Source organism: Streptomyces sp. NPDC058231, assembly GCF_042882275.1.
Taxonomy (GTDB): Bacteria; Actinomycetota; Actinomycetes; order Streptomycetales; family Streptomycetaceae; genus Streptomyces.
This window is the reverse complement of sequence record NZ_JBHVWN010000005.1, coordinates 182,822-204,260: the sequence shown is the minus strand read 5'-3', so window position 1 is coordinate 204,260 and position 21,439 is coordinate 182,822. Positions and strand designations below refer to the sequence as shown.

The 21,439-nt window shown below is 69.2% G+C and carries 22 protein-coding genes and 1 riboswitch; of the genes, 9 read left to right on the top strand and 13 right to left on the bottom strand.

Annotation, left to right across the window (positions count from 1 at the left end):
• Window positions 1-40: 40 nt before the first annotated feature.
• The 3 genes from ACFVXE_RS05840 to ACFVXE_RS05830 form a co-directional block, all read right to left on the bottom strand.
• Window positions 41-1,204 carry a winged helix DNA-binding domain-containing protein gene (locus ACFVXE_RS05840; RefSeq protein ID WP_389669503.1) on the bottom strand — a complete coding sequence of 388 codons (1,164 nt, stop codon included), beginning with the start codon at window positions 1,202-1,204 and terminating at the stop codon, window positions 41-43.
• A gap of 82 nt (window positions 1,205-1,286) precedes the next feature.
• Window positions 1,287-1,739, bottom strand: coding sequence for a GNAT family N-acetyltransferase (locus ACFVXE_RS05835; protein ID WP_389669501.1), 453 nt, complete (start codon window positions 1,737-1,739; stop codon window positions 1,287-1,289).
• A gap of 19 nt (window positions 1,740-1,758) precedes the next feature.
• Window positions 1,759-2,226, bottom strand: coding sequence for a MarR family winged helix-turn-helix transcriptional regulator (locus ACFVXE_RS05830; protein ID WP_389669500.1), 468 nt, complete (start codon window positions 2,224-2,226; stop codon window positions 1,759-1,761).
• Between the two features lie 137 nt (window positions 2,227-2,363).
• On the opposite strand from ACFVXE_RS05830, the gene ACFVXE_RS05825 reads away from it, so the two are divergent.
• The gene (locus ACFVXE_RS05825) at window positions 2,364-3,575 is read left to right on the top strand and encodes an MFS transporter (RefSeq protein WP_389669499.1); all 1,212 of its coding nucleotides are present in this window, start codon (window positions 2,364-2,366) and stop codon (window positions 3,573-3,575) included.
• Window positions 3,576-3,640: 65 nt separating this feature from the next.
• Window positions 3,641-4,069, top strand: coding sequence for a heme-binding protein (locus ACFVXE_RS05820; RefSeq protein WP_389669498.1), 429 nt, complete (start codon window positions 3,641-3,643; stop codon window positions 4,067-4,069).
• A 177-nt stretch (window positions 4,070-4,246) separates the two neighbouring features.
• Here the strand turns inward: ACFVXE_RS05820 and ACFVXE_RS05815 are convergent, their stop codons facing one another.
• Entirely contained in the window at window positions 4,247-5,137 is an 891-nt protein-coding gene (locus ACFVXE_RS05815; protein ID WP_389669496.1) for a GNAT family N-acetyltransferase, read from the bottom strand.
• A 409-nt stretch (window positions 5,138-5,546) separates the two neighbouring features.
• Here ACFVXE_RS05815 and ACFVXE_RS05810 point away from each other — a divergent pair, with 409 nt between their 5' ends.
• Entirely contained in the window at window positions 5,547-6,794 is a 1,248-nt protein-coding gene (locus ACFVXE_RS05810; RefSeq protein WP_389669494.1) for a globin domain-containing protein, read from the top strand.
• A gap of 24 nt (window positions 6,795-6,818) precedes the next feature.
• Here ACFVXE_RS05810 and ACFVXE_RS05805 read toward each other — a convergent pair whose 3' ends face one another.
• The 4 genes from ACFVXE_RS05805 to ACFVXE_RS05790 all read right to left on the bottom strand — a co-directional run bounded on the left by ACFVXE_RS05805 (window position 6,819) and on the right by ACFVXE_RS05790 (window position 10,033).
• Window positions 6,819-7,298 carry an NUDIX domain-containing protein gene (locus ACFVXE_RS05805; RefSeq protein WP_037702185.1) on the bottom strand — a complete coding sequence of 160 codons (480 nt, stop codon included), beginning with the start codon at window positions 7,296-7,298 and terminating at the stop codon, window positions 6,819-6,821.
• A gap of 53 nt (window positions 7,299-7,351) precedes the next feature.
• The gene (locus ACFVXE_RS05800) at window positions 7,352-8,248 is read right to left on the bottom strand and encodes a LysR family transcriptional regulator (protein WP_389669491.1); all 897 of its coding nucleotides are present in this window, start codon (window positions 8,246-8,248) and stop codon (window positions 7,352-7,354) included.
• Window positions 8,249-8,459: 211 nt separating this feature from the next.
• On the bottom strand, window positions 8,460-9,590 hold the full coding sequence (locus ACFVXE_RS05795) for a cystathionine gamma-lyase (protein ID WP_389669490.1): 1,131 nt from the start codon (window positions 9,588-9,590) through the stop codon (window positions 8,460-8,462).
• Between the two features lie 65 nt (window positions 9,591-9,655).
• Window positions 9,656-10,033 carry a phage holin family protein gene (locus ACFVXE_RS05790; protein WP_389669489.1) on the bottom strand — a complete coding sequence of 126 codons (378 nt, stop codon included), beginning with the start codon at window positions 10,031-10,033 and terminating at the stop codon, window positions 9,656-9,658.
• A gap of 68 nt (window positions 10,034-10,101) precedes the next feature.
• Between ACFVXE_RS05790 and ACFVXE_RS05785 the strand changes: the two genes are divergently transcribed.
• The 4 genes from ACFVXE_RS05785 (at window position 10,102) to ACFVXE_RS05770 (ending at window position 12,347) form a co-directional block, all read left to right on the top strand.
• Window positions 10,102-10,419, top strand: coding sequence for a cupin domain-containing protein (locus ACFVXE_RS05785; protein WP_389669487.1), 318 nt, complete (start codon window positions 10,102-10,104; stop codon window positions 10,417-10,419).
• Between the two features lie 158 nt (window positions 10,420-10,577).
• Window positions 10,578-10,790, top strand: coding sequence for a DUF5326 family protein (locus tag ACFVXE_RS05780; RefSeq protein WP_389669548.1), 213 nt, complete (start codon window positions 10,578-10,580; stop codon window positions 10,788-10,790).
• Window positions 10,791-11,037: 247 nt separating this feature from the next.
• On the top strand, window positions 11,038-11,808 hold the full coding sequence (locus ACFVXE_RS05775; protein WP_389669485.1) for a helix-turn-helix domain-containing protein: 771 nt from the start codon (window positions 11,038-11,040) through the stop codon (window positions 11,806-11,808).
• 101 nt (window positions 11,809-11,909) lie between these two features.
• Entirely contained in the window at window positions 11,910-12,347 is a 438-nt protein-coding gene (locus ACFVXE_RS05770; RefSeq protein WP_389669483.1) for an SsgA family sporulation/cell division regulator, read from the top strand.
• 80 nt (window positions 12,348-12,427) lie between these two features.
• Here the strand turns inward: ACFVXE_RS05770 and ACFVXE_RS05765 are convergent, their stop codons facing one another.
• Window positions 12,428-13,768, bottom strand: a complete 1,341-nt coding sequence (locus ACFVXE_RS05765; RefSeq protein WP_389669482.1) for a YibE/F family protein — start codon at window positions 13,766-13,768, stop codon at window positions 12,428-12,430.
• 72 nt (window positions 13,769-13,840) lie between these two features.
• Window positions 13,841-13,974, top strand: a riboswitch (TPP riboswitch).
• Between ACFVXE_RS05765 and thiC the strand changes: the two genes are divergently transcribed.
• The gene (thiC, locus tag ACFVXE_RS05760) at window positions 13,967-15,757 is read left to right on the top strand and encodes a phosphomethylpyrimidine synthase ThiC (RefSeq protein WP_389669480.1); all 1,791 of its coding nucleotides are present in this window, start codon (window positions 13,967-13,969) and stop codon (window positions 15,755-15,757) included. It overlaps the preceding riboswitch by 8 nt.
• A 223-nt stretch (window positions 15,758-15,980) precedes the next feature.
• Here thiC and ACFVXE_RS05755 read toward each other — a convergent pair whose 3' ends face one another.
• The 4 genes from ACFVXE_RS05755 to ACFVXE_RS05740 form a co-directional block, all read right to left on the bottom strand.
• A complete protein-coding gene (locus ACFVXE_RS05755) occupies window positions 15,981-16,382 on the bottom strand; it encodes a hypothetical protein (protein ID WP_389669478.1) in 402 nt (133 codons plus the stop codon).
• A 103-nt stretch (window positions 16,383-16,485) separates the two neighbouring features.
• Entirely contained in the window at window positions 16,486-17,310 is an 825-nt protein-coding gene (locus ACFVXE_RS05750; protein WP_389669477.1) for a hypothetical protein, read from the bottom strand.
• A 181-nt stretch (window positions 17,311-17,491) separates the two neighbouring features.
• Window positions 17,492-18,547 (bottom strand): metallophosphoesterase, encoded by a 1,056-nt coding sequence (locus tag ACFVXE_RS05745; protein WP_389669475.1) that lies wholly within the window; start codon window positions 18,545-18,547, stop codon window positions 17,492-17,494.
• Window positions 18,548-18,720: 173 nt separating this feature from the next.
• Window positions 18,721-19,833: a LacI family DNA-binding transcriptional regulator gene (locus ACFVXE_RS05740; RefSeq protein ID WP_389669473.1), complete on the bottom strand. Its 1,113-nt coding sequence runs from the start codon at window positions 19,831-19,833 to the stop codon at window positions 18,721-18,723.
• A gap of 369 nt (window positions 19,834-20,202) precedes the next feature.
• On the opposite strand from ACFVXE_RS05740, the gene hisC reads away from it, so the two are divergent.
• A complete protein-coding gene (gene hisC, locus ACFVXE_RS05735; RefSeq protein WP_389669472.1) occupies window positions 20,203-21,282 on the top strand; it encodes a histidinol-phosphate transaminase in 1,080 nt (359 codons plus the stop codon).
• Window positions 21,283-21,439: the final 157 nt, after the last annotated feature.

The window sequence follows — 21,439 nt, the reverse complement described above, 5'->3', positions numbered from 1 at the left end:
CCGGTGCCGCGTTTCACGTGAAACACGAAGGGCGGTCTGTTCAGGCCGTCAACTCCCTTTCCAGCGGGGTGCGGAAGCGCGGAGTGACCCGTATGTCCTTCACCCACGCCGACAGCCGGGATGCCTCCGCCTCGATTGCGGTGGTGGCGTCCCGGCCGATGTCGGAGAGGAGCCGCCAGACCGGCTCACCGTTTGCGTGCTGCGCCCAGCCGCCGACGATCTCGCCGTTCCACCACACCGTCGGTCCGATGTTGCCGGCGCGGTCGAAGAGCGCCGCCCGGTGCCCGGCCGGAAGGTGGAAACCGCGATCGGCCCAGCCCATGGCGCTCGGGTCGAGCGAGGGAAGCAGCGCCGCCCAGGGCTCCACTTCCGGTTCCGGCCCGGCGTCTCCTGCTGCCACCCAGCCCGTTGTGCCGTTCTGGAGCCCCACTTCCTCGGCTCCGCTGGCTGTCAGGGCCTTGCGGACCTGACCGAGGTTCCAGCCCGTCCACCACTTGAGGTCGGCCTCGGTCGCAGGACCGTACGAGTGGAGCCAGCGACGGGTCAGCTCCGCCTGTGCCTCTGCGGGGTGCCGGGCGGGCCACGGCTCGGACACCGTCCACCGGAACTGGCTGGAGGTCCAGGAGCCGCGCGGCCTGTCCCGGCGGATCCGGCCGTCGGCTGCCAGCACCCGCAGGACGCGTGTGGCGACCCCCTGGACCGCTTCCTGTTTCTTGCCGGGAAAGATCGTGATCTTTGTCCGCAGCGCCGGAACGGCGGCTGACAGTTCGATGCCGGTGGCGGGGCCACGTGCCGCAAGCGCTGCGAGGACCTCCCTCTCCGTCGTGGTGAGCCACTCCCCATCCAGCCCGTTCCCGTCGTCCCGCAGATGCTTCAGGAGGCTCCGACGCTCCTTGGCGGCCACGGCATGGGCGTTCGAGGCGGCGACACAGGGGGCGAGTCCGGCCGGCACGGTGAAAAGGGTGTTGCGCATGGAGAGAAGGCGGACCAGCGATACGTCCTCGTAGAGAGCTCTCTCCACCGTCTCCACAGCTGCCTCGGAGAGTCGGGCGCAGGTCGAAAGGAAGACGGTGGCCGCATCGGTGGCATGGAGGGCCACGACCGCGTCGGCTACGGCCACCGCGGACGAGACCCGTCCGGAGGGGGCCAGGAGGTGACGTCGGCCGAGCCGGACACGGCGTTGTGCGTCGTCGATGACGTGCATCCGAAAGCTCCTTCGGTCCTTGGGATCCCGTCGATTCCGCTCCGGTGGCGCCCGCGGGCTCCGATCGGCGAGCCCGCTGTGGTCAGAGGGCGAGCTTGAAACCCAGATGGCTTGCGGAGAAACCGAGCCGTTCGTAGAAGCGATGGGCATCGGTCCGGGTCGCGTCGGACGTCAGCTGGACCAACTGGCAGTCCTGCCGCCGGGATTCGTCCACGGCCCACTGGATCAGACGGGTGCCGAGTCCGCTGCCGCGTTCATCGGCATGTACGCGGACGCCCTCGATGAGGGAGCGGGTCGAGCCACGCCGGGAGAGCCCGGGGATCACCGTCAACTGCAGAGTGCCGACGACGGTGCCGCCGCGTACCGCGACGACCAGATGCTGGTTCGGGTCGTCGGCGAGCCGCTGGAACGCCGCGTGGTACGGGGCGAGATCGTCCGGTGACTCGCGCTGCGAGCCCAGTGGATCGTCCGCGAGCATGGCCACCACGGCCGGTAGGTCGGCGAGGGCTGCAGGGCGTATGTCCAGATCGCTCATGATCGGCAGAATACGCAGATCACGCAGCCTGCGCGGGCGCCTTCAGCTCTTCGACCGTCCTGACGAGAGGGGCCAGCTCGGGGTTCTTGGCAGCCTCGTCGAGAGCGGCGCGCAGCGCGGTGTCGTTGGTGGGCCGGGCTTCGGCGAGAAGGGTCAGACCGGCTTCGGTGACGTCGGTGTAGATGCCGCGGCGATCGGTGTCGCAGAGATACCGGGTCAGCAACCCGCGGTCCTCGAGGCGGGTGACCAGGCGGGTGGTGGCGCTCTGGCTGAGCACGACGGCGTCAGCGACCTGCTTCATCTGCAGATGGCCGCCAGGGCCGCTGTGCTGCCGGCTCAGGACGTCGAGCAGCGAGTACTCCCGCACGCTGAGCCCGTGCCCGGACTGCAGGGCCCGCTCGATATGGGCCTCGATCTTGCCGTGGAGCAGGGAGAGGGCGCACCAGCCCTGGGAGAGGGCGGTCAGTGCGGGGTCCGTCGCGGTCATGGTCTCTCCTCGGTGCGGAGCTGCTTCCGTCCAGGATAGGGGACATGTGCAATAGCCCGCGCTTGCAATTAAATGCGTGCGCAATTATTGTGGACGCTCGTAAGGCGCAGACGCAATCTTTAGGGAAGGTGAAACCCATGCCGCTCGCGCTCCTCGCCCTCGCCATCGGGGCATTCGGTATCGGAACCACCGAGTTCGTGATCATGGGGCTGCTCCCCGAGGTTGCTGCGGACTTCCAGGTCTCCATCCCGACCGCGGGATTCCTGGTCACGGGGTACGCGCTCGGTGTCGTACTCGGGGCCCCGCTGATGACGGTTCTGGGCACCCGGGTCACCCGCAAACGCATGCTCATGCTTCTGATGGGGCTGTTCGTCGTGGGCAACGTGGTGTCCGCCGTCGCCCCGGTCTTCGGTGTGATGCTCGCCGGGCGGGTGATTGCCTCCCTCGCCCACGGTGCCTTCTTCGGTATCGGGTCCGTCGTGGCGGCCGACCTGGTGGCCCCGCAGAAGAAGGCCGGTGCGATCGCCATGATGTTCACCGGCCTCACCGTCGCCAACGTCGTCGGCGTTCCGCTCGGTACTTACATCGGGCAGAGCGTCGGATGGCGGACCACGTTCTTCGTCGTCGCGGCGCTCGGTGTCGTCGGCCTCCTCGGCGTGGCCAGGCTGGTGCCCGAGCAGCCGAAGGCCGAAGGCGTACGGCTCCGCCACGAGCTGGCCGCGTTCCGCAATGTGCAGGTGCTGCTGGCCATGGCGATGACTGTCCTGGGCTTCGGAGGAGTCTTCGCCGCGATCACCTACATCACGCCGATGATGACCGAGACCGCCGGGTACTCCGACTCATCCGTCACCTGGCTGCTGGTCCTCTTCGGGGTCGGCATGGTCGGTGGCAATCTGCTCGGCGGGAAGTTCGCCGACCGCCACCTGATGCCGATGCTGTACCTGTCGCTGGGCGCCCTGGCAGTGGTCCTCGCCCTGTTCACCGTGACTGCCCACAACAAGATCGCGGCAGCGGTCACCATCGTCCTGATCGGTGGACTCGGTTTCGCGACCGTACCGCCGCTGCAGAAGCGTGTCCTCGACCAGGCGGCGGGCGCCCCCACCCTCGCCTCCGCCGTCAACATCGGCGCCTTCAACCTCGGAAACGCGCTGTCGGCGTGGCTCGGCGGACTCGTCATCGCAGCGGGCCTCGGCTACACCGCACCCAACTGGGTCGGCGCCGCGCTGGCCGCCTCGGCCCTGTTCATCGCAGTCCTCTCCAGCGTCCTGGAGCGCCGGACGGAGTCCCGCGGCCGCCTTGTCACCGGCCATGTCCCCGAGCCGGTCGCGTCCGCCGCGGCCCGGCACTGACACCCCCTCGTTACTCGCACCTGGCACAGGCGCGTACTTTCCACCGCACCAAGGAGTAATTCCGCATGACCACCGCCCTCCCCACCGCCGTTGCCCCGCTGACCATCCGGGACGCGGAAGCCCTCATCGCGACGGCTCGCACCGCCGCCGAATCCGCGGGCGTCACCGCTGCCGTCACGGTGCTCGACGCGGGCGGCCACCTGCTGGCCTTCCGCCGCGACGACCGGGCCGTTCTCATCGCCGGTGAGACCAGCACCCGCAAGGCGTACACAGCACTCCAGCTCGGCGCCCCGACCGCCGACCTCGTCGACGCGGTCCAGCCCGGCGGGCTCTTCCACACCCTGCCGACCGCCCTCGACCGGCCACTGCTCTTCATCGCCGGCGGCGTCCCGGTCTTCCGCGACGGCAGGCTGATCGGTGCAGTCGGCGTGGGTGGCGGCGCCCCCGAGCAGGACCACGGCTTCGCCACCGCCGCCGTGACGGCTCTCGGCTAGATCCCAGCCGCCGCGAGCACAGCGGAAAAGCGACAGCGTCCCCCGTGCGCCCGGATGCCCCGGCGCACGGGGACGGACATCCGGACGGCGGGTCACCGGTGCGCGGGGGACCGGCCCTGCCGCGTCGCGCAACAGCCCGGCGACAGGCGGTCGGGGTTCTGCCAGGACTGCTGCGCGTCAGCCCGTCGCCACCGTCAAGGGCGCGAAGCGGCGGCTCCAGTCCCCGGGCGGCTCCGCAGCCCGGTAGGTCATCACCGTGGTTCCGGAGCCGGACCGCAGACCGCACTCCTTGAGCCGTTCCAGCAGCCCCTGATGACGGGCGTCGATGTCCACGCGAAGCGGGCGGTCCGTCGCTTCGGCGAGCGAGCCGATCAGCGCTGCCGCCGTCGAAGCCTCCCGGGCGATCAGCGGGCCGATCGCATGCACGCCGTCGCTGGGCCAGGCCGCCGCGTAGCCGGCGAACTCTCCGTGGTCCTCCGCGACCCGGAGATGATCGGCGAACGCCGGCAGCCGGGCGAGGACATGTGTCCGGTCGGCGCCGAAGACCTCCGCATCCAGGCGGAGCATGGCATGCAGATCCTCGGCCGTCGCGGGACGGACGGTCACGGCGGACGCTGCCGCGGCGCGCTCGCCTGATGCCGTGGCCGGCGGCTGGAAATGGCCGCTGAGGCGCTCGGCCCGGCCCGCCGTTTCGAAGCCGAGTTCTTCGTAGAGCGGCCGTCCGGCTTCCGTCGCGTACAGGCTGAGGGAAGACTCCCCTGACACTTCGATCACATGGCGCATCAGGCGTCGGGCGATTCCCTGCCGCGCGTACCGCTCGGCGACGAGCAGCATGCCGACGGCGGCGAGCCCCGGGCCGTACGAGGTCACCACACAGGTGGCCATCAGGCCTTTGCCCTCGGGATCATCGATGCCGTAGCCCGTTCCTGCGGAGAGAAGCAGTCCCCATCGGTGCTCGTCGCGCGGCCAGCCGCGGTCCTCGCAGAGATCGGCGCAGGGGACCAGGTCTCCCCGGGTGAGGCGCCGAATGGGCGCGTCGGCGTGCGGACGGGGCAGTGGGCTGGGCATGGAGGCCAGGCTGTCCGACGGGGTGCGGGCTCGTCCACCGCTTTACCGGAACTGGCCGATACGCATATCGTCGGCCGCGCTGACCCGGTCGTCACGGCTGCGGCGTCGAGGCGTCCGGCGGAGGCCTTCGGAGTGAGCCGTGCACACGAGCGGTTTCACGTGAAACACGGCGTTGCACGCAGGGCAGCTGGGTGCCGGCCATGGGCCGGCCCGCGTCGATCCCGTGTTGCTTCCCTCTCGGCACCGGCAGTTCTCACCGCAGGGCTGCGGGGCGTGGTCCCGGGCCGACAGGCATGTCACACCGTGCTGCGGATTCCCGACACAGCCATGGGGCAAGGGAGCGTAACGGGAAAACTGATTCGGATACCCGGACTTCCCGCTATTTGTCCGACCTGCGGTCGTCGCGTGCATGCTGAGGCGACCGCAGGCAGTGCGGGCGGTGTCGGTGCGCGATGCGACCAGAAGATGTTCGAGGCGAGGCACAGTGATGGATGCTCCGGCCACCATGCCGACCGGCGACGGAACGCTGAGATCCCGTGATGCGGCCCTGGTCCATCGCACCCTGACAGAGATCGCTCCTGTCGCGGACCGGACCGCCTCGCATTTCTACGGGCTGCTCTTCGTGCGCCACCCCGACCTCCGCGCCCTGTTCCCGGCCGCGATGGACACCCAGCGCGACCGTCTCCTGCGGGCGATCCTCACGGCTGCCGACCGGATGGACGACCCGGCCGCACTGACCGAGTACCTCGGCGCACTGGGCCGTGGGCACCGCAAGTACGGCACTCTGCCCGCGCACTATCCCGCGGTGGGTGAGGCTCTCCTCGGCGCGCTGAGTCGCTACGCCACCACCTGGGACCACGAGACCGAAGCGGCCTGGATCCGTGCCTACACCGCGATCTCGCAGATCATGATCGACGCGGCTGCCGAGGACGAGGAGCGGGCTCCTGCCTGGTGGTTCGCGGAGATCGTCTCCCACGACCTCAGAACGCCGGAGATAGCGGTCGTCACCGTCCGCCCGGACCAGGCGTATCCCTTCCTCGCCGGTCAGTACACCGCCATGGAGACCCCGTGGTGGCCGAGGGTCTGGCGGCACTACTCCTTCGCCTCGGCCCCCCGGCCCGACGGTCTGCTCACCTTCCATGTCAAGGCGATCCCGGCGGGCTGGGTCTCCCGTGCCCTGGTGCACCGGGCCCGCCCCGGCGACGTGGTGCGTCTCGGCCCGCCCAGCGGCTCGATGACGGTCGACCACACCACCCACAACGGGCTGCTCTGCCTGGGCGGCGGTACGGGCATCGCCCCGATCAAGGCGCTCGTCGAGGATGTCGCCGAGCACGGCGACCGGCGCCCCGTGAAGGTCTACTACGGCGCACGCAGCGACCGCGACCTGTATGACATCGACACGATGATGCGGCTTCAGCGCACCTACCCCTGGCTTGCCGTGCGAGCGGTCGTCTCCGACCGGAAGGGAGGGGGAACGCAGGGCCCGTTGCTCGACGTGGTGCGCCAGGGCGGCCCATGGCAGGGGTACGACGCCTATCTCGCGGGCCCGCCGGGGATGATCCGCAGCAGCGTGGACGTACTCAGAGGCGTCGGTGTGCCGCCCGAGCGCATCCGGCACGACGCCCTCGAGGAGCTGGCGCCCATGAGCCCGGCCTGACCGGGCTCGGGTGACGCGCCCGGATCAGCCCAGGTCCGGTGCGTGCATCGCCCGCACGCCCTCGATATTGCCGTCCAGATAGTGCCGCAGCGACAGCGGTACGAGATGGACGGCGGCGATCCCGATCCGGCTGAACGGCACCCGTACGACGTCGTACTCCCCGCAGGGGTCGTCGATCTCGGGGCCGTGGCGCCGGGACAGGTCCATCGAGTCCAGGCGGCAGACGAAGAAATGCTGCACCTTCACGCCCTTCACCCCACCGCCCTCGATGTGTTCCACGGTGTCGACGAAGCAGGGGACCACATCGGTGATCTTGGCGCCGAGCTCCTCGTCCACCTCGCGGTGGAGGGCGTCGACGACGGTCGCGTCCTCTGGCTCGACCCCGCCTCCCGGCGTGAGCCAGTACGGATCCACACCCGGCTTGGTGCGCTTGATGAGGATGAGGTCGTTGCCGTCGAGCAGGATGGCGCGTGCGGTGCGCTTGACCACGGGACGTTCGGTCATGGCAAGAGAGTGGCCCACAGAACCCCTTCTGAAACACCTCCCATGCCGTGGGGTCACCAGTGGGCAGCAGCCTGCGCCAGGGTCTCGTGCGCCCGCGCAATGTGCGGAAGCGCGAGTGTGCCGGTCCGCGCGGCCAGGAAATAGGTGCGCAGCGGCGGCACGGGCGGGTCCAGGAGCGCCACGACCTCGCCCCGTTCCAGCGCTCCCTCGCACAGATAGCGCGGCAGCACGGCCAGTCCCGCGCCCGCCGCGGTGCACTCCAGGACCGCGCGCAGATCCGGCACCACGACGGTGCCCGCGGCCGCCGGCGGGCTGTCGAAGACGGCGGCCCAGTAGCGGGAGACCAGTGGCAGGCTCTCATGCACCTCCACCACGGGCAGCTGCTGCAGCATCAGGGGACCCTTGTGCCGCAGCGCTCCGGGGCCGAGGCGTGCCGCCCAGCGGGGGGAGGCGACCAGCACGTGCTCCTCGTCGCAGAGCGGAGTCGCGGTGAGCAGCTCACCGCGTGGCCTGGCCGTCGAGATGGCCAGATCATGATGTCCGGCTGCCAGACCTTCCAGCGCCTCCTCGGCATCGGCGAGGAACGAACTGCGCAGTGCGATCCCCTGGGAGATGAGCGGGGTGAGCGCGGGCAGCGCGCGCAGCGAGGTGAATTCCGGGGGGCCGGCCAGATGCAGCGTCCGTACGGCCGACTCCTCGTCGAGCCCGGTCTCGGCGATCTCGACCAGTGCGTCCAGATGAGGGGCGGCCCGGTGTGCGAGCTCGTCGCCGATGCTCGTCGGGGTGACGCCGCGGGCCCTGCGCAGGAAGAGCGGGCGGCCCAGTTGCCGTTCCAGCGTGCGGATCTGCGAGGTGACCGCAGGCTGGGAGAGACCGAGCAGCGCGGCGGCCCGGGTGAAGGAGCCGGCCCGGTGCACCGCGACGAATGTGCGCAGCAGGGTCAGGTCCATTTCCTGTCCCTCCCGCCTGTGAGACGCGTCCGACCCGAACAACTATAAATATGTCGATAGGTCGCTGTCGCTACTGTGATTGGACACTGACGCAGAGTCAATTAGCCTTGCTCAGGCGGTTCTTCGCGCGTGGAACCGGGACGGTCCGAGCCACGAGGGGGGAGGCTCGGACCGTCCGTACCGCCGGATCACCCGCTGCCGGCCGGACTGTTCAGCGCCCGGCCACCGCCTCGTCCAGCGCGCGCTCCACATCGGCGACCAGGTCGTTCACGTCCTCGGCCCCGACCGAGAAACGGATGAAGCCCTCCGGTACGGCGTCGCCGCCCCAGCGGGCCCGCCGTTCCGCGGTGGAGCGCACGCCGCCGAAGCTGGTGGCGTCGTCGACCAGCCGCAGGCCGGCCAGGAAGCGCTCGGCGATCTCGCGGTCGGGCAGCACGAACGACACGACGGAGCCGAAGCGCCGCATCTGCCGCAGGGCGATCGGGTGCGAAGGGTCGGTCGGCAGGCCGGGATACCGCAGGCCGGTCACCTCCTGCCGCTTGCCCAGGGCCTCGGCGAGGACGAGCGCGTTGGCGCACTGCCGGTCGATCCGCAGTTCCAGCGTGGACAACGAACGGTGCGCGAGCCAGGCCTCCATCGGGCCGGGGATCGCGCCGACGACCTTGCGCCAGCGCCTCACCCCTGCCGCCAGTTCCGGATCACGGCAGGTCACATGGCCCAGCAGGATGTCGCCGTGCCCGGTCATGCCCTTGGTGTCACTGGCCACCGAGAAGTCGGCGCCCAGCTCCAGCGGGCGCTGTCCGAGCGGCGTGGCGAGCGTGTTGTCGACGGCCACCAGCACGCCCGCCTCATGCGCGGCCCCGATGAGCCGCCGCAGGTCGCAGACGTCGAGCCCCGGATTGGACGGCGTCTCGATCCACAGCAGCCTGGCCCCTTCCAGGACCGCCAGCTGTCCGTCGCCCCCCGTCGGCGCGGTCCGCACCTCGACGCCGTACGCCTCCAGCTGCTCACGTACCAAAGGCAGTGCCTGATAGCCGTCGTCGGGCAGGACGACCGTGTCGCCGGAGCGCGCCTGGGACAGCAGCACGGCGGAGATCGCCGCCATGCCGGAGGCGAACACCGTGGTCTCGACCGCCTCCCCCGGCGCTTCGAGCTCGCCGATCGCCCGCTCCAGGTGGGTCCAGGTCGGATTGGTGTCCCGACCGTAGGTGTACGGACCGGTCGGCTCGCCGGAGAGGTGGAAATGCGCGGCGAAGACCGGCCCGGGCAGCGTGGGTTCGTACTGCTGCGGTTCGGGAAGGCCTGCGCGTACCGCCCGCGTCCCGTCGCCCATGGTGCTCATGCTGTTCCCTCTGCTCTTTCTCGTCACGGAGCCCCGTCGGCCCCGCTTTTTCAGCGGACTTCGGATCAGTCCTCGTCGGGCAGGACCACGTTCAGCGCCCAGGACACGATCGCGATGATCAGTCCGCCCAGCACCGCGGTCCAGAAACCGTCCACGTGGAAGCTGAGACTGAACTGGCCGGCCAGCCAGGAGGTCAGCATCAGCATCAGCGCGTTCACCACGAGGGTGATCAGCCCGAGGGTGAGGATGAACAGCGGCAAAGTGAGCAGCTTCACGACCGGCTTCACCAGGAAGTTGACCAACCCGAAGAGCAGCGCGACAAGGACCAGGGTGAGCACCTTGCGGCCGGTGCTGCCGCCCGACAGCGTGATGCCGTCGAGCAGCCAGATGGCCACGGCCAGCGCACCCGCGTTGGCGATCGTCTTGACTACAAAATTCTTCATGTGTCTGATCGTGGCAGACACGATCGATTGCGAACACCGGCAGTACAGAGGCGAGGAGCGGGCGGATCATGAAGGCATTCAGGCTGGACGACCTGGAGGCGGAGCGAGTCGCCAACGACGGCGCTTATCTGCAGTTCCTGCGGGAGCGGCACATGTCCGTCGGCCTGTACGCACTGGACGCCGGCGAGCTCGACCCGCAGCAGCCGCACAACCAGGACGAGGTCTACTTCGTGGTCAGCGGGCGCGCATCGATCACCGTGGGCATGGAGACGACGCAGGTGGGCAGGGGGAGCGTGGTGTACGTGCCGGCCGGTGCGGCCCACAGGTTCCATCACGTCACGGAGGATCTGCGGGTCATGGTGGTCTTCTCTCCGCCGGAGAGCTGAGCCGCACCTCAGGGATCCCTAGGGGATCGATCAGGGGAGTCCAAGGGCTCCGGCGTACCCGCCGGCGGCCTCGACGCCTCTAGCATCGAAGCAGGTGCTCATCGACACGGATGCTCACCGCAGCAGGGACTCACAGAGACGAGGTAGGGACGATGGCTGTGCGGGAGATATTCGCGGGGATGCCCTGGTGGGTGAAGTGGGTCGCGGTGCCCGTCATCGCGATCGTGGTGTTCGGCGGCCTGATCGCCAGTGTGATCGGCTTCGTGATCGGTCTGCTCTTCAAGGCGCTGCTGTTCGTCATTCTGGTCGGCGGGCTCATTTTCGTCGTACGGAAGTTCATGTCGTCCTCGTCATCGAGGGGTGACTGGTAGGTCGGAGCCGGGCACCAGTCGGGTAATTAGCCCAGCTGAGCTAAGGGGAATGTGAAACGGTGCCCCCCGCGAAGCCGGCCGATACAGTGGCAGTTCGCTGCCGCCACCTGAGAAATGACTGTCCGTCGCCACCGTGACCAGTGGAATGTGCGTACGTCCGGTCTGCGGACCCCGGTATCGCGGCAAGCCCGTGGGGGCGGCCCCCACGGACGGGCTGACCGCCCGTCGCCATGCCTGGGGGTGAATTTTGGCCACGGCATCGAGTACCGCTGTCCCGACGTTGATCGGTTCGGTTCAGCGGGCGTTGAGGCTGTTGGAGGCTGTGGGTGCTCACCGGGACGGGGCGCCCGCCAAACAGCTCGCCCGGGAGGCGGGGCTTCCCCTTCCCACCGCCTACCACCTGTTGCGCACCCTGACCCATGAGGGCTACCTGCGGCGCGAGAACGGTGTGTTCCTCTTCGGTGCTGCCGCCGAGAGGCTCGTCGACGACGGCGCTCTGCACAGTCGCCGCGGCGCGATGACCCAGTCGCTGGCCCGGTGGCGCGACATCATCGGGACACCGGTCTACTGCGCCGTCTATCGAGAGGGCGAGATCGAACTCCTGGCGGCAGCCGACACCCCGGCCGTCCCCGCGGTGGAGGAGTGGGCCCCGTTCCGGGAGACCGGGTACGCCCACGCCATCGGTCAGTGTCTGCTGAGCCAGCTCGACGACAAGGCCCGCCAGGACCATCTCGACCGTCACCCCGTGCAGCCGCTGACCCGCTATTCGGTCCGGGACCGAGCGGCGCTCCTCGCTCGCCTGAGGGCATCGGAGCACGTGCAACCCGTCGTCGAGCGACAGGAGTACGCCCTCGGGACGGTCTGCGCAGCCATCCCGATCGCGGCCGGGTTCACTGCAGCCGCCGTGGCGATTTCTGTACCCCTCGACCAGGAAGACCGGTTGCTCCCCGCAATCGAACGACTACGCATCGAAGTGTCGAGCCTCTTGCGTTCGTTCGTGTTCTCTATCAGTATCTGAAAAATCACTCCTTGTGATCTGCTATCGCGTGCACCACGATGGCGTCAATAGGGCCATGGGGGATCATTCCTGGCCAGATTCATCTACTGCGGGGTTGAACGATGCGCGAGTCGGTTCAAGCTGAGGTCATGATGAGCTTCCTCGTCTCCGAGGAACTCTCATTCCGTATCCCGGTGGAGCTCCGGTACGAGGTGTGCGATCCGTACGCGATCCGGATGACCTTCCACCTGCCCGGCGACGCCCCCGTCACCTGGGCTTTCGGCCGTGAGCTGCTGCTGGACGGGCTCAACAGCCCCAGTGGCGACGGCGATGTGCACATCAGCCCCACCGAGCCCGAGGGGCTCTCCGACGTACACATCCGCCTTCAGGTCGGCCCGGACCGCGCGCTCTTCAGGGCCGGCACCGCGCCGCTCGTGGCGTTCCTCGACCGGACGGACAAGCTCGTACCGCTCGGACAGGAGTGCACGCTGAGTGACTTCGAGGGCAGTCTGGAAGACGCTCTGGGCCGCATTCTGGCCAAGGAACAGAACGCCGGTTGAAGGAGACCGCGCCGACGCCCCGCCGGCCGGTCGAACGCAGCCTCTGCCGAACGGGTGATATGTGCTCCACGTCGAGACGCTCAACGCCTCGCCCTGCGACGCCGGCCCCTTCCGCCCCGTACAGGTCCTGAAGCCACGGCTTCCGCGCCGGGATCTGTGCGGTCCGCGGAGACCACCAGCGCCGCGAGCACCGTCGTCACCGGCACCGAGGCGACCAGGCCGATCGAGCCGATCAGCGTCCGGACGATCTCCTCCGCCACCAGCTCGCTGTTGGCCACCGCCCCCACGCTGCTCTGCGCGATCGAGAACAGCAGCAACAGGGGAAGCGCGGCACCGGCATAGGCGAGCACCAGCGTATTGACCACGGAGGCGATGTGGTCGCGGCCGATCCTGATCCCCGCGCGGTACAGCTTCCGCACACCCATCGACGGATCCGCCTGGTGCAGCTCCCAGACCGCCGACGTCTGGGTGACCGTCACATCGTCGAGCACACCCAGCGAACCGATGATGACGCCGGCCAGCAGCAGACCGCTCATGTCGATGTGCGGGTACAGCCCGTGGATCAGACCGGTGCTGTCATCGGTGTTCCCGGACAGGCTCGCCCAGCCGATGAAGAGCGAACCGAGCAGTCCGATCAGCAGCAGTGAGATCAGCGTGCCGATGACCGCGACCGAGGTGCGGGCGGTCACTCCGTGGCACATGTAGAGCGCGATGAGCATGATCGCGCCGGCCCCGACGACCGCCACCAGCAGCGGATTCGACCCCTGGAGCACGGCCGGGAGGATGAACAGGGTCAGTACGGCGAAGGAGACGGCGAGGGCGACCAGCGCCATCACCCCGCGCAGCCTGCCGACCACGACCACCGCGAGCGCGAAGATACCGGCCAGCAGCACCATCGGGAACTTGCGGTCCACATCCGTCACGGAGTACTGCAGGTCGTGCGGTGCGTCGGGGGCGTACGCCACGACCACGCCCTGCCCCTCACGCAACTGACGCGGGGCGCCGGGCTGGACGATCTCGACGAACTTCCGTCCCTCGTCGGGTCCGGTCGTCACACGGACCGAGGCCTTCTTGCACAGCCCCGGTTCCCGGCCGGTGGCCGATCCCCCCGAGGACGCCGCGGTGTCACCGGTCACGGGTGCCTGCGAGGCGTTCACGTCCTCGCATCCGACCGTCTCGACACTCACCACCTTGCCCTGCTGGGTCTGCCGGTCGAAGCCGACACCGGTGCGCTCGTGCGCGGGCGCACCGCCCGGCCAGAGCACCACCAGACCGACAACGACCGCGGCGGCGAACGGGATCAGTACGGCCGCGATGACCTTGCGCAAATGCTGGGAGACCGGCGCTGCAGGACCGTGGCCGTGCGAGTGGCTGTGGTGCTGGTGTTCCTGCGTTCCGGGGTCACTCTGGAGGGACGTCACAGGGGGGATCATCGCAAGAAGGGAAGAGGCCCTCTGTTCAGTACGCCGCTCCGGGCGTTAGCGTGGTCGCACCTTTGCACACGCGGGAGCTCGGAGCACCGGGCTGAGAGGGCGCTGACATCCGTACATCCGTACGGGGAAGGCTGCGCCGACCGCTGAACCTGTTACCGGGTAATGCCGGCGTAGGGAGTAGGTCTCATGACCACATCGGATGCACGCACGCCTGCCTCGAACCGGGGCGACGAGGCCGGGAAGTCCATCGGCTGGCACAAGGGATACGTCCAGGGCTCGCGCCCGGACCTCCGGGTGCCGGTCCGGCAGGTGCACCTCACCAACGGCAAGGACGTGACGCTGTACGACACGTCGGGTCCGTACACCGATCCCACCACCGATACCGACGTGCGCCGCGGCCTCGCGCCGTTGCGGGAGAACTGGATCACCGCCCGCGGTGACACCGAGGAGTACGCGGGCCGCCCGGTCCGCCCCGAGGACGACGGGCTCAAGCACACCTCGCCCCGTGGCGGACTGCGCAACCTCGACGCGGTCTTCCCCGGGTGCCCGCGCCAGCCGCGCCGCAGCCGCGACGGCCGGCCGGTCACCCAGCTCGCGTACGCCCGCCGGGGCGAGATCACTCCGGAGATGGAGTACGTGGCGATCCGGGAGAACGTCGGACCCGAAATCGTGCGCGACGAGATCGCCGCCGGCCGGGCGGTCCTGCCGGCCAACGTCAACCACCCGGAGATCGAGCCGATGATCATCGGCAAGCGATTCCTGGTCAAGGTCAACGCCAACATCGGGAACTCGGCAGTCACCTCCTCCATCGAGGAGGAGGTCGAGAAAATGACCTGGGCGACCCGCTGGGGTGCCGACACGGTCATGGATCTCTCCACCGGCCGCAACATCCACACCACCCGTGAGTGGGTGCTGCGCAACTCCCCGGTCCCGATCGGGACCGTGCCGCTCTACCAGGCCCTCGAAAAGGTCGACGGCAGGGCGGAGGAGCTGACCTGGGAGATCTACAAGGACACCGTCATCGAACAGGCCGAGCAGGGCGTCGACTACATGACGGTGCACGCCGGCGTACGGCTGCCGTATGTCCCGCTGACCGCCCGCCGCAAGACCGGCATCGTCTCCCGCGGCGGATCGATCATGGCGGCCTGGTGTCTCGCGCACCACAAGGAGTCGTTCCTGTACGAGAACTTCGAGGAGCTCTGCGAGATCCTCGCGGCGTACGACGTGACGTACTCGCTGGGCGACGGGCTGCGTCCCGGCTCCATCGCCGACGCCAACGACGAGGCACAGTTCGCAGAACTGCGTACGCTCGGCGAACTCAACTCGGTGGCCAAGCGGTTCGGCGTCCAGACGATGATCGAGGGCCCGGGCCATGTCCCGATGCACAAGATCAAGGAGAACATCGACCTCCAGCAGGAGATCTGCGAGGAGGCGCCCTTCTACACGCTCGGCCCGCTGACCACCGATGTCGCCCCGGCGTACGACCACATCACCTCGGGCATCGGCGCCGCGATGATCGCCTGGTGGGGTACGGCGATGCTCTGTTACGTCACGCCCAAGGAGCACCTGGGCCTGCCCGACCGGGACGACGTGAAGACGGGCGTCATCACGTACAAGATCGCCGCCCACGCGGCGGACCTCGCCAAGGGGCATCCGGGGGCGCAGGACTGGGACGACGCGCTGTCGGACGCGCGGTTCGAGTTCCGCTGGGAGGACCAGTTCAACCTGGCGCTCGACCCGGACACGGCACGGGAGTTCCACGACGAGACGCTGCCCGCCGAGCCCGCGAAGACGGCGCACTTCTGCTCCATGTGCGGCCCGAAGTTCTGCTCGATGAAGATCAGCAGAAGCATCACGGAGCAGTTCGGCGGTGACGAGCCGACCGCGTCGGGCGAGGAGATCGCCGAGGGCATGCTCCAGAAGTCCAAGGAGTTCGCGGCCGCCGGGAACCGGGTCTACCTGCCGCTGGCGGACTGATTCGGCACCCCACAGGAGGGCCCGCGACCTCATGGGGGAGTCGCGGGCCCTTCGCTCCGACCGGACGGCTCGTACCCGGTACGAGGCTCCGCCCGGCCGACCGATGGATGCGGTATCTCGACTACATCTCGGCGGATTGCGCGCGGTCAGCGCCGGCCGCAAGGTGAGCGGTGGCGGGCGCGTACCGGGCCCCGCCACCGCCGGGCGCGTACCGGTGCGACTGCTACTGACCGCTCATGGTGGAAGCGAGATCGAAGCCGGATTGGGCGCCGGTGGCGCCGTCCGAATAGTCGCCGCAGACGTCCACGGCGCTGAACGTGGCGTCCCCGGCCACCACCAGACGTCCGCCGTCTTCGTCCTGCCACGTTCCCACCAGTTCGGTCTTCGCCAGCCGCAGGGGCTCGCCGTCGGGCACCGGCGGTGCGGTCAACCAGCGGCCGAGAATCAGTAGGGCGAGGAGTACCGCGGGCACGATGACGACGACTGCCGCTCCGATCGCCAGCCCGACGACGGTGAGGAAGAGGTTCGACCGCCGCCGCTTCGGCGGGGCGGGGCGAGGCGGCCACGAGGGCTCGTGGGCCCAGAGCCGCTGTGGCGGTCTCCGGGATTCCTCGGTCTCAGCCATGCGCACCCCCGCTCCGGGCCTGGCCACCGACGGCCGGCACGGTCATCATGCAGCTGCCGGACATCGCCGTTCACGGCAGGGTTCCGCCGGGCGGAGCGGCCGGTCATTCCGGGGTGTGTTCCGGGCCGCCGAAGTCCGGGCTGGTGAAGTCCGGGCTCGTGAACGACGGCCGGGGGCCTGCGGCCGGACCTTCGTCCGGGCCCGAGAAGTCCGGGCTGCTGTATCCGATCTTCGGGATGCGGTTGGCCGAGGGGTGAGGCGTACGCGACGCGGCACCGGCCGTGGGATCGGCGAGCGCGTCCCGCAGGAACGGCAGTATGCCGCGCTCCAGCAGCGCATGACGCCAGGCCTCCCTGGCACGCGCCACCTCCTCAGGCAGTTCGTCCTCGATGTCCTCGGCGGGCAGTGAGGTCGATCCGTTGCGCACCGCGGTGATGAGCAGTCCGACGGCGGCGGCCAGTATCGCGGCGGCCGTCACCGCGGCGAAGAACCAGCCGGCGGTGACCATGGTGTCGGCGAACGAGGGGGGTGGGCTGAGTATCTTCAGGATGTAGCCGACGAGCAGGAAGATCAGTGCGGCGGTGCCGGCGAGCATCGGTGCCAGGACGGTGACGACTGCCCCTATCCCGGCGCCCGGCCGGTCCGGATCGTCCGCGTCGGACCCCAGACCCGAGCCCTGGGCTGAGTCGGCGGCAGGTCCGCGGAGCTCGGCCCGGGCCTTCACGTAGTGCTCGTACTCGGTCGCGGACGCCGCGGTGATCAGGGCGGTTGCGTTGAGCGCCATGGTGCGCAGCTGTTCCGGGTTGAGCCGTTCGCCGACTGTGGCGAGATCCGGTCGTTCGTGAGCGTGACGCAGCGCGTCGCCGAGGATCCGCTCGTACTCGGGTCGGTCCTCGGCCAGCAGGTGCGGAGCGCTGTTCATCTGCATCCCCCGATGCTCCGTTGGGCCTGATTACCCGCTTGGACCGGGAAGTTGGGCAGAAACGGAGGAGAGCCTGCTACTGATACGCCGATGGTAGAGCGCCCACGGCACGGGGTGACAGGGGGTTTCCGTAAATAGGCCCGGTGGTCGGCGTGGTCAGGTCGGGATGCGTCTTCCCCGCAGACCGTCAGTCATGCAGGGGCAGCTGGACGACCAGTAGCTTTCCGGCCATGGTCACGCCACCGTCCATGGCGATGGCGAGCCCGCCCGCGTAGACGTGCGGACCCTCCACCAGCGGGCCGGCGCTGTCCTCGCCGTCCTCCGAGCCGACCTCGCCGAGCAGATACGGAATGGGGCTGTGCCCATGGACGATGCGCTGTCCGCCGTACGCCGCCATCAGCTCCTGGACGGCCTGCGGTCCGGTGTCGTCGCGGAAGGCGAACCGCCTGGTGAGCTTGCGGAACAGGTCCCAGCACTCATCGGCGTCGTTGCGCGTGAGAATGGCGTGCACGGTGTCATTGACGTCCTCGATGGTCGAGCCGTATTCGAGGTACGCCGTCGTGTCGGAGTGCATCAGCAGATGCCCGTCCTCCTCGACGACCGCGTCGAGCCGGGACATCCACTGGAGGTGGTGGTCCTGGAGTCGCTCCATGTCGCTTCGCTGGCCGCCGTTGAGCAGCCACGCGGCCTGGAACGTGGCCGTGCCCGCACCGGAGTTCACCGGTGTGTCGCCGAACCGCTTGGCGCCGATGAGCAGCAGTTCGTGGTTGCCCATCAGTGCCTTGCAGTAGCCGCCGGCGGCCGCCGCCTCCGCGGACAGGCGCATGACCAGCTCGATGACGCCGATGCCGTCCGGGCCGCGGTCGGTGAAGTCGCCGAGGAACCAGAGCCGGGCGTTGCCCGCGGCCCAGGCGCCCTCGGCGTCGATGAGGCCCTGTCCGGCGAGGGCGGCGTGGAGCTCGTCCAGATAGCCGTGGACGTCACCGACGACGTACAGCGGACCGAGCGCGGGGTCCTGGGCGGGCCGCGGGTCCGGGACGGTCTGCACCTGGGCGGTGTCGTCCCGGCTGATCACGGGAAGATCGCGCGCGGTGGGTGTGTACCCCTCCGGCTCGCCGTCGGGAATGACGCTGCCCGGATGCGGCGCCGCGGGCGGCACCGGAGTCTGTGCGTATGGCGGTACGCGGAAGTCACGCAACGTCGCCGTCCGCACCACGGGTTCCTGACCGGCCCCCTGTGTCATCGACCCCTCCACCACCGTCGCGCCGCCGTACACCTGACGGGCCCTGCTGGTCGGGGTGGTCCGCGGTGTCGTGCGCCCATCATAGGAATGCGGATCGTGCTGTGTGACGCACCAGGGGTGGTGAATCCGGGCGCACGTAAGGTTCACCGGTCGATTTGCCCCAATTCTGCTGATCAGTCCCCCGAAGGGGAGCGTGGGGCGCTGACCGTCGTGCGGGGCGGACGGCGTTGCGAGGACGTCCGGACGATGAGTTCCGTCGGTATCACCTGCTCCACCGGGCCGTCGTGGTCGACACCTTCGATGGCGTCGATCAGGAGCTGGACCACCGCTGTGCCGATCCGGCGCGGCTTGAGCGAGAGTGTGGTGATCGGCGGCTCGGTCGTCGCGTACACGTTGGACTCGCTGCAGCAGACCAGCAGCAGGTCCTCGGGGACGCGCAGGCCGTACCGGCGGGCGGCCGCCAGCAGATCGGTGCCGTTGGGGTCGAAGAGCCCGTAGACGGCGTCGGGCCGGTCCGGACGGGCGAGGAGGCGATCGGCGGCGACCGCTCCCGCGCACGGGTCGTGGGCGGGATAGGACTCGTACACCGGGTCCTGGCCGACACGCTCGCACCAGTGGAGGTACGCGGTCGTGGAGAGCCGGGTGTAGGTGTCGGTGGTGGTGCCGGTGAGCAGGCCGATGCGGCGGGCTCCGGCGGCGGCGAGATGGTCGAGGAGATCGAGCACGGCGGCCCGGTGGTCGTTGTCGACCCAGGCGGTGACCGGTAAGGGTCCGGCCGGGCGGCCGTCCGAGACCACGGGCAGCCCCTGGCGGACGAGTTCGGTGACGACCGGATCCTGGTCGGAGGGGTCGACGACGACGGTGCCGTCGAGCGCGACGTTCGACCAGACGTCGTGGCGCGAGGTCGCGGGGAGGATGACGAGGGCGTAGCCGCGGGCGAGCGCGGCGGAGGTGGCCGCTCTGGCCATCTCCGCGAAGTACGCGAATTCGGTGAAGGTGAAAGGTTCATCCCCGTACGTCGTCACGGTCAGGCCGATGAGGCCGGACCTGCCGGTACGGAGGGTTCGGGCCGCGGCGGACGGGCGGTAGCCCAGGCGCTCGGCGACCTCGCGGACATGGCGGCGGGTGGCGTCCGGGAGCCTGCCCTTGCCGTTGAGCGCGTCGGAGACGGTCGTGATGGAGACCCCGGCGGCGGCGGCCACGTCCCGGATTCCCGCTCGTCCCTGCCGGCCGCCGCGCCGGGGGGTCTCCGTCCGGCTCACCTGGTGCTTCCCTGCTGCTGTCATGGCGAGCCGATAGTAGGGCTCGGACGGGCGATTGGGCCGGTCGCATATTCATCTGTTGACAGGCACGTTTCTGCATGATCATAACCACTCAAGTGACTTGCAAAACAAGGGCGTTGAGTGGATGCACCATAGTGTGTCATGTACCGATGTCGATGGGCCTGCCAAGTGGTCGATGTTTCGAAGAGGTCTCAACTCACCTCTTCGGGGGATGCGCGCCACGGAGTGAGCCACCGGCGCGCGCCGGGGTGAAGAACGCTCCCCCCATTTCCGGGCCCACCGGAGGATTCCGCCGCTGCGCCATTCGCAGCCGCGCTCAATCCTCATAAGGTGAGCAGCATTGATGTGTGCAACGGTCTAGGAGGACCTGCGGTGAGCGAGACGAGCCCCAAGCTGCGCGCCGAACTGGACGGCGTACCCGCCTATGTGCCGGGCAGGCCGGCGGCGGCCGACGGACCGGTCGCGTTCAAGCTGTCCTCCAACGAGAACCCCTATCCGCCGCTGCCCGGGGTGATGGAGTCCACGCTGGCCGCGGCCGCGAACTTCAACCGGTACCCGGACATGGCATGCACCGGACTGATGAACGAGCTGGCCGACCGGTTCGGCGTGCCCGTCTCGCATCTCGCCACCGGCACCGGCTCCGTAGGCGTGGCCCAGCAGCTGCTCCAGGCCACGTCGGGCCCGGGCGACGAGGTCATCTACGCCTGGCGCTCCTTCGAGGCGTACCCGATCATCACCCAGGTCAGCGGTGCGACGTCGGTGAAGGTTCCGCTGACCGACGGCGACGTGCACGACCTCGACGCGATGGCCGACGCGATCACGGACCGCACTCGGATGATCTTCGTCTGCAACCCCAACAACCCGACCGGGACCGTGGTGCGCAGGGCCGAGCTGGAGCGGTTCCTGGACCGGGTGCCGGGCGATGTGCTCGTGGTGCTCGACGAGGCGTACAAGGAGTTCATCCGCGACGTGGAGGTGCCGGACGGCATCGAGATCTACCGGGACCGGCCCAACGTGGCCGTGCTGCGGACGTTCTCCAAGGCCTACGGTCTGGCCGGTCTGCGGGTCGGGTTCGCGGTGGCCCACGAGCCGGTCGCGGCCGCGCTGCGCAAGACGGCGGTGCCCTTCGGGGTCAGTCAGCTGGCCCAGGACGCGGCGGTCGCGTCGCTGCGCGCCGAGGACGAACTCCTGGGCCGGGTCGGTGCCCTGGTCTGTGAGCGCAACCGGGTCCAGCAGACTCTGGCGGACCAGGGCTGGTCCGTGCCGGAGTCCCAGGCCAACTTCGTCTGGCTGCGGCTCGGTGACCGCACGGTCGACTTCGCCGGGGTCTGTGAGCGCGCCGGTGTCGTGGTCAGGCCGTTCGCCGGCGAAGGCGTGCGGGTCACGATCGGTGAGGACGAGGCGAACGACGTGTTCCTGAGGGTCGCGGCGGCGTACCGCAAGGAGCTGTAGCCCGACCCGTCCGCCCGGATGTACCGGAAGGCCCCCGTACCTCTCGTTCCCGGAGGTACGGGGGCCTTCGCGTGGGGCCGTCCTGTTGGGGGGTACCCCCCTCTAACGCATCGAAGGAGTGTGCGCCATAATGCTTGTGAATGTGAACGCGTTCACA